Consider the following 10,649-nt stretch of genomic DNA (forward strand, 5'->3'; position numbering starts at 1 on the left):
GCCCCTTGCCCCAAATAGACTTCGTTCAGATACATGTCGAGAATTTGTGATTTGGAGTACCGGCGTGACAACTCGAGCCCCAGCGCGATTTCCTGAAGTTTATAGGTGATAGAACGATTATCATGCAGATAAAGCATTTTCGCCAGTTGTTCCGTGATAGTGCTGGCGCCTTGTAAGCCCCCTTGGTGAAGGACATCGTGAATGGCCGCTCGGCCAATCGACCGAAGATTAAGGCCGTCATCAATCCAAAAATTGTGGTCTTCGATCGCAACAAGTGCATTGCGCATGTTGGGGGAGATGGCACTTAGCGGGACATCGATCCGATTGATATCTAAGTGGAGATATGCCACGGGTTTGTTAAATCGGTCATAAATGACGGAATCCTGGCCTGCGGTAGACAGATTCACTAATGTGGACAGTGAGGGAAGAGAACTGAGGGCTTGTGTGACTTTATAGCCCGCGAAACTCAGCAAAATTACCGCGGCCAGTATGGCCACCGTCGCGATGAGTCGGCGCCAGTGCAGTTTGCGGTGAGGCGCATAGGAGAGGGACGACTTCCCCATCCGTCGCATCTTGTCCCATGCCTTCGTAATGCGTCCCTTCACTGGCGCTGTCGCTAATTCAAACCCGCATCGCCGACAATATTTGGAGTGCGGCAAGTTGTCAAAGTGGCACCGCGGACATTGCACTGGTCTACCTCCGATCGCATCATTTTGGCTACGACCACTAGACGTCATTCGGACGGATTGTCGCGTCTTTAAGTAAATCTTCGTAACGGGATGGATTTTTTTATTCCCATTCCCTAGGCCATGGTCAAAGATTATCGGGCAACCCACGCCCAAGTGTTTACTATATCATGCGGACAGGTAAATGCACCGCGTCCAATCCCGACCAACCAGGACGAGTCACATGGGTGAGGAAGGACTGACCGTTCCCTCGACATCATTCCTATCTTGTTGTAGTATTTCTTCTACCACAAGGACGGGGCTTAAAGGGCTACATTGTTTAGAACTCTGAGGAGCATAAGCGGTTGTGTACGTTTCCCCATAAGCTATCCTTTCTCAATGCACCTAATAATCCTTATGATAAATGCCGGATCAAGTAAGGTGTGTCGATTGGTCGTTTTAGGCTTGGCGGACGATGAGCCACTGGAGGATGTCGTTGAATTCGTAGTAGGATGGTAACACCAAAGGAGGATCACCTCATGAAGGTCATTGTTGCGATAATTCAAAATGCAGATCGAAATAACCTGACGGAGGCATTCCGAAAGTTAAAGATTGCCCATACGCGATTAAATACCATGGGAGGATTTTTGAGCCAAGGGAACACCACGTTTTTGATTGGAGCCGAAGATGACGCGGTCGACAGTATTCTCGACGTCATCAAACGACATTGTCATGAACGAGAAGCCCTACACAAGCCAGGAGCGGGTGCATTGCATCCTGATGCCTATGTGGCGCCAGTGCACGTGCAAATTGGAGGAGCCACAATTTTTGTGATGAATGCGGAGCAATTTCGATTGTAGCTTAGTAATTTGTCGGTTGCTGTGGGAGTAGACAAAATTTGAAGAGCTTAGCGGCCACGTTGATAGGAAGAGACGTGGCCGTTGGCGGTCAAGATGGCACAATCTAAGACGCGACATTATTCTCTCGAATCGCTAAGCCCAGTAAGCCATGTTCGTGAAAACTCACGGAAATAAGAGATCGGGGTTGGGGCATCACAAGGGCGATGGCTCTTTACGGGATTACCGAGTCACAGTGCGGTTGTCCCTGGTAAGAGGACCCTTCCTGCCTACCGTCATCGGTGCTCCAATTGGGGAAGAAGTTCTTCTAGTTGAATTAAGTCGGTTTCAAGCCCTCTAAAGTGACGGGTCATCGGGTGCCCATCCTCAGCTTCAAAGCGCGTCCCGTTCGATTCTAAGTGCGATTCCAATACCGACAGACGGGTCGACCAGCCGGAGGACGCTTCCCGCATTTCGTCCCATACTGCGGCGGGCGTGTCCTTCACCTCCCATTCTAACGTCAATAGAATTTCTGTGAGGTGCGTGAGCGTCATCACGAACTGCTCAAGCGTATGCAGGTTAAAAGACGGGTGAGGTTCTGAACCGCTTTCGGTCATTGTGACCGCAAGATTGGTCCTATCGATACGCAGTTTCTTTCGAATAGGAGTGACGGCATAGGGGGCCTCGGTAATAGCGATAAGGTATTCTCGTAGATCATGGACCCATGCACGTAATTGCGGGCGAAGCTGATAATGTTGCCAGGTGGGCCAGAGGCGGTACGCTAAAAGAGCAAGAACACCGCCAATTAGTGTATTCAATAAGCGGTCAGACATGGTAGCCAATGGGGGCGCTTTTTCGAAGAAGGAGAGCAGGACCATGACTTCGGCGGTCACAAAGATCGAAAAGAGTCCATAGTTCACGTTAATGGTGGAATAGAGAGCCACAGCGAAAATCATGACCAATAGGAGGCCAACCCCAAGACTGGCATGCGGATAGGCGACCGCCAAGAGACCCGTAGAGAGCATAATTCCCACTAGAGTGCCAAAAATGCGTAGTAGTCCCCGCGTGACAGTAGCCTGAAAGTCGGGGCGTAAGATAACCAGGACCGTAAGCGGCACCCAATACCCGCGTGTTAACGGAATGAGATGATAGAGCAGAACGGCAACAGCAAGTGTCACGGCGAGACGTAGCCCATGACGAAAGGCCATCGAGGATGGGGTTAAATTGGCACGCATTCGCGGTAGCACTAAGTGGCGGTGAAGTGGAGGATTTTTAAACGGGTTCGGGACGATCGGGATCGTTGCCGTATGGTAAGCCCACTGAAGGCGTTCAACCAGCGTTGGCAATCGAGGATGAGGTGGCCATGCGTGCGCTGGCCTAAGAGCCTCCGAACCATCGAGCAAATACTGTGCGAGGTACTCTAACTGTGCAGCAACCGCAGGTCCTTCCTGCGGGAGGTCACTCAGTACAGCCAGGATGTCACTACGAATGGCTTCAATGATATCTACCAGGGCGCGATAGCGGGACCAATCATGGGCGGGAAGACGGGAATCGTTGAGGGCCTCTTCTGCTTCGAGAAAATTTCGCGCTACCACGAGACTATTTCGTCCATCAGGAGTGAGGCTATAGTGTGCAATACTTTGTATTAGTCGCACGATGGCCCGCGCCTCTTCAGGAATAGAGGGGTGGATGATCTCAAAGAGAATGTACAGTAGGCCTTGTAATAGAGCGCCGGCCAACACGGCGAGTCCGTCCTCGATACTAGGGACTAGAGATGCCGGGAAACCGCTAAATACCACTAGAGCTGTGGTGCTAAAAATTCCTAGTTGCATGGTGTCTAGGCCGGCGGATACTGCAATTCCAGCGATAAATCCACTGACCATGACCACCACTACGTTGATTGCCAAATGATTTCCCGTATAGGCTCCAACGAATGTGGCAACGCCCAACCAGAAAGCGCTGAGTGAAAACATGCGCAGGCGACGCCTTTGGGTGCCTTTCAAGACACTAAAGCCACCCACCAGGGCCCCGACAGCCATCGAAACCCCAATTAGAGCATGTTGTAGTAGAATGCCTCCCAAGAGGGGAAGGGCGACGCCGATGGCGCTTCGAATCCCGTCCTGAATCCGCCATTCCTGATGGTTGAATTGCCACAAAGAAGTGACAAGGGTCGATAGGAATGTGTTCTTTGTGCGCAAGCGGTATCATCCTCGCAGTGTCTCTTGGTGTAGAGACTACAACAATACCAGCTTATGGGCAATTTTCCGCAGGCGACGTTGCACCATGAGCACCTCCGGTACATGGGAAAGCCATAGGATGCTTATATAAACCGCTAGGGAGAGCACAGTGACCATGAGCGTACTGCTGATGAGAGCAGGGAGCCCATAGAGATGGTTCATGTGAAGAAGACGGGATAGACCCATCAATGCCAGAGCCATGGCTCCCGATGCTAGAACCAAGGGCGTAAGAAAATGGCTTTGCGTTTCAAAGTGTTGACGTAGGTGAAATGTGCGGGCTAAAAGAATGACGTTGATCCAAGATGCAATGGCGCTCGACAGCACTAATCCATAGATGCCAATGTAGCGGGTGAGCGTGAGATTTCCAATGATGTTTACCATGACGGCAAAGAGGCTATAGCGAGCGGGGCGCTTGGTATCTTGTCTTGCATAGTATAGTTGCTGCAAATACGTGGAAATAGCGATGGCCGGTAAGGCGATAAGAAAGCACAGTAAGAGATGAGATGTCAATTCCAGAGATGAACGCGTGAAGCGGCCATGTTCATAGAGTGCACGTAAAATAGGAACATTGAGGACCAGTAGCAATAATGTCACCGGAACAACAATTAAGAGAATCCATCTTAAGCCCATGATCGCCATCGACCCAAATCGGGTCCGGTCCCTTTCCGCGTAATATCGGGTTAATCGGGTATAGATGGGCGTCGTGAGTGGGGCAATCACCAGTCCTAGTGGGACCATACTCATTGTATAGGCAAAATTCATGGCAGAAATGCTTCCTGTCGCCATGGAAGACGCTAAAATTCGGTCCGTAATGAGTTCAATGTTGCTGGTTGAACTGACCAGCATGGAGGGCCACATCAACTGCCACATGGGCCGCAACTGAGGGTGATGAAAACTATGGGTGAAGTGGGGAGAAAATCCCTGGCGGCGCATGAGTGGAATGAGTAGCAACAATTGCGAGGCGACCGCTAAAGTGAATCCCCAGGCTGCTCCCGAAATGCCCAACCAACGCGATAAGAGTACAATACCTAAAATTTGGACGAGATTCAGCACTAATGGTGACAAAGTCATTCCATAGAAATTTTCCCGAGATTGCAAAATACCAGAAAGAAATCCACTGGCTCCCCAAAAAATCATGCTGGGAATCATGATGCGGGTCATACGAATCGTGAGAGCGCGTTCATTCCCGTGAAATCCCGGGGCTAAAAGCGAAATAATGATAGGGGCTAGGACCTCTCCTAAGATGACCATTGTGCAAGAACCCAAGAGCAACAGGGTCCATACTTGATTGATAAAACTTTGATATTGGTTGGAAGAACTATCGGACTGAATTTTTGAGGCAATTGGAACGGTGGTCGATGTGACAGCTTGGTTAGCCGCTCCAAAGAGTAAATTGGGAAGGGCCGAAGCCATCACCCAGGCGTCAGCCGACATGGATGTGCCGAAGAGCACCGCGAGCACCATGGTACGGAAAAAACCGGTAAGGCGGCTTAGCAACGTCAGTGCGAATATGGCTGCAGTGGAACGACTCAGGCGGCGCGTCGGCATGGTATTCCCCCTAGCAGCGATTTAGATCGACGGATACATCTTTTTTAAGAGATAGCGTAATGTGTCTTGCTCCTCCTTGGTAAGACCTTGAAGCATTTCTTGCAAGGCAGTTCGACGAACGGTTTGCATTTTCTTCCATAAGAGATGCCCATCTTCCGATAATGCGATCATCACCTGCCGCTGATTGGTGGCGGGACGGGTGCGCGTAATCCATCCACTATCTTCCATCCGTCGTGTAGCAATCGTCATGGCGGAAGGAGTCACGCCACGCATGCTAGCTAGGGCCGACACGGTGTGAGCGCCATTGCGAGCTAGTGTCCTGAGAATCCAGTATTGTTCTGGACTTAGTGCGACGGACTGGCGCGCTGTTTCTGACCACTTACGCCACACCTGCCAGAAACCCTCTGAAATTTCTTCAAGACGCATGTCATTGTCCATGGGCGCATCATAATATTAAATAGATTAAATATCAAGTGACTTATGTAAATGGTCTGAGTTGAAAGCGGCATCTGAACAATGGTCGGGAGATGTCCAGATGCCTAAGAGGAGATGATGATCACCGTGCAGGCGGAATGCAACGGCTAATACATCATGCGGGGATCCAAATAATATTTAAATTCGAGGAGGTTATTCGATGGGTCGATTAATAGAAAGGTCCAGTGCTCTTCGACCAGATCAGGAAAGCGGCGGCTTGGTTCATGAAAAAAGGGAATTTCGCGTTTTTGAGCGAGATGTAACAGTCGGTCAAAATCTTGTTTGTGTTTGAAGGTAATGCCAAAATGCCGCGGATACATGTGCGGATGAGGATCTATTTTGTCTGAAAGATGACATACCACTTGATCACCAAAAAAGTCCAGGGTGATGCGGTCGGCATAGCGTCTCGCCAATTTACAGCCGAGTTTGGTGACATAAAAATCCATCGCTTCGTCTAAATCGCGGGCAGGAATGGCTAAATGAAAGGCATTATCAATATCTCGCACAATGTTACCTCCTATGCTTTGGGCGTTACCATACCTTGATTATAGGACATGTTGGCGATCTAGGGACACAGATCGACGACCGATTCAGCGGCTAGCGCTGCCCGCAAGGCAAAAGCTGGTATCCAATGGTCCAGAAGATAATCTGCCCCGAGAGAATACGGTAAAGCCTCGTGGAGTAGGATCTGGGCCCGTGTAAGTATCCACTCTCGATAGGGATGAGTGTCCCACAAATGACCAGCAATAGTGAAAAGATGGTAGGAGCGGCTTAACTGCAGGCCATAGAGATGACTCTCGTGAGCATCGAAGGGATTGGGCAGGGGAATGGTGCTCGCAAGCGAGCGCCATTGCGTGCTGTCAAGAAAGTGGTCTAACCAGATGGCGAAGTTATCAGGGCACAGGTAGTGAGTCATGAGTGCCGCCTCACTAAGTGCAGGAGAGAGGAAATCGGTTCCGCTCGGTTCCGTACCGTAAGTCGATTGGGTGTCGAGCAGGTACCATCGATTCATCGCCCGGATTATCTCACTTTCAAGGTCAGGGGACATGCGATGTGCCCACGACCAGAGAAGATCGAGGCTAAAGGCGGAATTGTTATGTAGACCATGACGTATGGCATACGGAGCATGGGTGAGCCATTCGATGAGACGTTCGGTAAAGAGGGTGATGAGTGGCGTCAGGGCAGACAACCATGCATGACCATTTGGGTCATCCCAGCTGGCTAGCGCATCGGCTAACTGAAACAGCCAACCCCAACCGTAAGGACGTTCCCAAGCGCGATAGGGCGGCGTTTCAAAGAATCGCACTTCGTGAGCGATGTTTGTCGGATTAAGCCGCTGAGAGAGCAATGTTCGTGCCTCTGTTTGCAGGGGTATTGAAGGTATTTCGCGTAAAAGGGTGACGATAAGCCATTGCATTTCAATGGCGGAGTGAAAGTCGTAGCTGCCATAAAAAGCTGGGTGTAGGGTGCTCGGCATCAATACCCGGTCGTCACCGCCCTCCGCAACGATCAGGGATGCGTTGGGGAATTCCTGGTTAAGGTTTGATAGCGCAAGCGCCATCCAGGTGTTTGCATAGGTTTCGATGAGTCGCGGCATGAGGAAAGTCTCCTTGACAGGTTATTGGTTCAGCGTGGCCGATGGCGTCGTTGCTGTTTGATCGGGGCCAGCTGACCAGACAAAGAGTCCTCCACCAAGAATGCGGAGTAGGGTGGCGGCTAAAAATGCAATCATGAGCGATCCCCAATGGATTAAGGCCACCGCAGCGAGTGCGCCGAGACTGCCTACGATGCCGGTAACCATCGTGTTGGCGCCGACCGCCATGGTTCGTAGATTCTCAGGCACCACCTCCATGAGGCGTACATTGATGAGAAGATTAAATCCCGCGCCAGCTAATCCTCCGGTGATGTTGGCCACAATGATTCCCGCGAGCGAGGGGTGCAAGAGGTAAATCGCGGGGGTCAGTGCCATCAGGGCAGAGGCCCAAGGCAAGAGGCGGTAGGTTTGGCGGCGATAGTTGAGGCGACGCCAGATGGGTAAGGCAGCCAGAGTGAAAATAGCATTGATGGCGGTGTAAATGGCCATCCATCCGTTGCTGGCATGGGCAATGCTGACTTGGTATCGCAATGAGGCGGGCCATAGCATGAGCCAGCCAAAATAAAAAAATCCGCTGGCACCAATGAACTTACGGAGGTGGTGCTGTTTTCGAATAATCGGCAATGCGTGGCGCCACGAAGTATGCGGGGTATCAAGAGGTTCGGCAAGCGGTCGAAATCGTTGATATATCGCCACTTCGGCTAAACCAAGCAGTGCACCCAAAGCGTACAGGGTAATGTAGCTATGAGTTCCGGGATTGCGGTCGATAGCCCATCCCGCCAATAATACCGCGATAACTCCGATGCCGCTCATGCCCCATTGCCGCCACATCACCGCGGTACTCCGCATGTGTCCGGTAAATAATGAGGTGGTCATCGATTGCCATGAGAGAGTGGCCAATGCCCCTGGGAGATTGCTCCAAATAATGGCAATCATAAACCACAGAGCCGGGTGAGTGAGGTGTGGAATGCCGTCAATAATAGCAAATGCTAAAATACTGATTCGTGCCACTAAAAATAGCCATACCGTGGTGCGCTTTAAGTTGCGTTGGTGAACAAGCCATGGACTTAATAGGGCGGCAAATCCGCCTGCCATGTAGGGGATAGCAGAGATAATGCCAAGATCGATATTGGGCGCTCCTAAGCGAATGGCATTAATGCCCAAAAAGGGATTGACAAGCTGCCCTCCTGCACCTTTTAATACCCCATTCCAAGCATTAATTTTAAGATTATATCGTTCTTGATTTTCTCTATCACCTACTGGCTCACTCACGATGACAGTTCCTTCTTCCGGGAGACAGATTAACTTTGTGTTCGTGAGGGGGGAGGGGAAATCCTTCTTGAAACGCGGTCAAAATTCGACAACAGCTAGCGGCAATGCCAATAAAATATTGGCTATCTCTAAAATTTGATAGGGTATTTACCTTTCATTACTCTACATACCTTTCATTACTCTACATACCTTTCATTACTCTACATACCTATCAGGGGGGCAGTTCTTTTTTACACGGGACGGCGTCAACAGGTCACGGGGCTCTTCATCGGACAAGGCCATGATAATATTTTCCGCCGCCCGCATGGCCATAGCACGGCGTGTTTGGTGTGTGGCCGACCCAATATGCGGTGTGGCCACGACAGCAGGATGCGCCGCGAGGATGTGTGAGGAATCCTGGGGTTCTTGTTCAAAGACGTCTAATGCGGCCCCCTTAAGATGCCCGGAGTCCAGTGCGTGTTTGAGGGCCAATTCATCAACAATGGCTCCGCGAGCGGTATTAATCAAATAGGATCCGGACTGCATCGAACTGAGCCAATTTTTATCGATCATATGATAGGTATCACTATTCAGCGGGACATGGAGAGAAACGACGTCCGCTTGAGATAAGAACTGCTCTCGAGGGACTCTGCGAATGTCATCTTGCATCCCAGAAGAATCTTTTCGAGCTAGGGCAATCACCGGCATGCCGAAGGCTTGGGCACGTCTTGCCACAGCGACACCAATACGGCCTAGTCCGACGATGCCGAGGGTCTTCTCTTTGAGGTCATCTCCTAAGAATCCCTGAGGATCCCATGCGCCCCAGCGACCGTCAAGTAGAGCTTGTTGGGACGAAATGATGCGACGCATCAGGACAAGAATGAGAGCCATGGTGAGGTCTGCTGTGGCATCGGTTAATACATCGGGCGTGTTCGTCACCATGATGTTCTTTTCCCTCGCAGCTTCAATGTCAATGTTGTTATAGCCAACAGCCATAGTGGCGATAATTTTTAACTGGAAGACATGGGCCAGTAAGTTGCGGTCCAATGAGTCGGTGAGCATACTCAAGCACGCGTTCGCGTCCGATAGCCAGCGAAGTAATGTCTCGTAAGGCATCGGGTGCGGCTCGCGAAATACGCGGACAATGCCTATTTCTTGGAGACGGGCGATCGCGTCTTCATGGATAGATCGTGTGACGACAATGACTGGCTTAGCCATGGTGAGACCTCCGACAACATGACATCAATAACGCCCTTCAGGATATCGAATTCCCTCGAAATAGTGTACCATCTAGAGGAATTGGTTTCAGGAGGTAATTGAATGTCATCAGGTCGATCGCCCTCTCGGGGACGTATTTATATGCAGTGGGCGCTAGGGATTCTAGCGATAATTGCATCATTGGGACTCTTATTACATGCCTTGGCGGGATACCGTGGCACGTCAACGACAATCGACAAGGGAGCTCTTCCGGCAGCCGACAGACCCAAAGCGCCACCTAATCCGGCAACAATCCAATATTCATCAAAAGCTGTCAACGGTCCAGTATTTTCTCAGATTTCAACGGTAGATTATCAGTATGAAACCGCTGCCGCTAAGTGGCTTTTGTATCGGTTTCATAAAATATCGGTCAAGGGACGCCATCCTGGCGGAATATCCTTGCAGACCCTGCGGATTGCGACGGGAACCACACCTTTGCCGTCGTCGTTAGCGTCGGCAGGGGTTCACCCACCGTCGGGTACGCCGGCTTCTGGCAGCATCAGTTTGCCGAATAGCGCGCGGATCCCGGAAAATGCAGCGGTTAGCGGAACAGAAGTGGCGTCGCTTTTGACGACGGCGGGAGAGGTAGCGCTGCAATATGAGAGCAACAATCCCCTCGCGGTGATGGCTGATGTGGATGGAATCCTGCCCGTGTCTGCTAAGAGCACGCTGGCTCAACAAACGGTGGCCATTCATAGCCAATTGATGACACATATTGCTGGAGTCGGCCATGGAATCATTCCGAACGCCATTCACTTTTATTCGACTTGGGCCACTGGCACCTCTA

The 10,649-nt window shown here is 50.9% G+C and carries 10 protein-coding genes; 2 read left to right on the forward strand and 8 right to left on the reverse strand.

Going from position 1 to position 10,649, the window contains the following annotated elements; translation table 11 throughout:
* Positions 1–689: transglycosylase domain-containing protein (locus ACOJWD_RS00570; RefSeq protein ID WP_486991270.1), on the reverse strand; the 689-nt coding region annotated here is incomplete at its 3' end.
* Positions 690–1,204: 515 nt separating this feature from the next.
* On the opposite strand from ACOJWD_RS00570, the gene ACOJWD_RS00575 reads away from it, so the two are divergent.
* Positions 1,205–1,525 carry a cyclic-di-AMP receptor gene (locus tag ACOJWD_RS00575; RefSeq protein ID WP_486991271.1) on the forward strand — a complete coding sequence of 107 codons (321 nt, stop codon included), beginning with the start codon at positions 1,205–1,207 and terminating at the stop codon, positions 1,523–1,525.
* A gap of 272 nt (positions 1,526–1,797) precedes the next feature.
* Here the strand turns inward: ACOJWD_RS00575 and ACOJWD_RS00580 are convergent, their stop codons facing one another.
* The 7 genes from ACOJWD_RS00580 to ACOJWD_RS00610 form a co-directional block, all read right to left on the reverse strand.
* Positions 1,798–3,699 (reverse strand): FUSC family protein, encoded by a 1,902-nt coding sequence (locus ACOJWD_RS00580; protein WP_486991272.1) that lies wholly within the window; start codon positions 3,697–3,699, stop codon positions 1,798–1,800.
* Between the two features lie 36 nt (positions 3,700–3,735).
* Entirely contained in the window at positions 3,736–5,286 is a 1,551-nt protein-coding gene (gene murJ / locus ACOJWD_RS00585; RefSeq protein ID WP_486991273.1) for a murein biosynthesis integral membrane protein MurJ, read from the reverse strand.
* A 21-nt stretch (positions 5,287–5,307) separates the two neighbouring features.
* Complete coding sequence (locus tag ACOJWD_RS00590) at positions 5,308–5,724, reverse strand: MarR family winged helix-turn-helix transcriptional regulator (protein WP_486991274.1); 417 nt, start codon at positions 5,722–5,724, stop codon at positions 5,308–5,310.
* 143 nt (positions 5,725–5,867) lie between these two features.
* On the reverse strand, positions 5,868–6,266 hold the full coding sequence (locus ACOJWD_RS00595; RefSeq protein WP_486991275.1) for a VOC family protein: 399 nt from the start codon (positions 6,264–6,266) through the stop codon (positions 5,868–5,870).
* Positions 6,267–6,325: 59 nt separating this feature from the next.
* Positions 6,326–7,357 carry a DUF2891 family protein gene (locus ACOJWD_RS00600; RefSeq protein ID WP_486991276.1) on the reverse strand — a complete coding sequence of 344 codons (1,032 nt, stop codon included), beginning with the start codon at positions 7,355–7,357 and terminating at the stop codon, positions 6,326–6,328.
* A 21-nt stretch (positions 7,358–7,378) separates the two neighbouring features.
* Complete coding sequence (locus ACOJWD_RS00605; RefSeq protein ID WP_486991277.1) at positions 7,379–8,626, reverse strand: MFS transporter; 1,248 nt, start codon at positions 8,624–8,626, stop codon at positions 7,379–7,381.
* Between the two features lie 195 nt (positions 8,627–8,821).
* A complete protein-coding gene (locus ACOJWD_RS00610) occupies positions 8,822–9,823 on the reverse strand; it encodes a 2-hydroxyacid dehydrogenase (protein WP_486991278.1) in 1,002 nt (333 codons plus the stop codon).
* A 102-nt stretch (positions 9,824–9,925) separates the two neighbouring features.
* Here ACOJWD_RS00610 and ACOJWD_RS00615 point away from each other — a divergent pair.
* Positions 9,926–10,649 (forward strand): hypothetical protein (locus tag ACOJWD_RS00615; protein WP_486991279.1); only part of this gene is annotated, 724 nt, incomplete at its 3' end.

The organism is Sulfobacillus sp. TH-112, assembly GCF_057473405.1.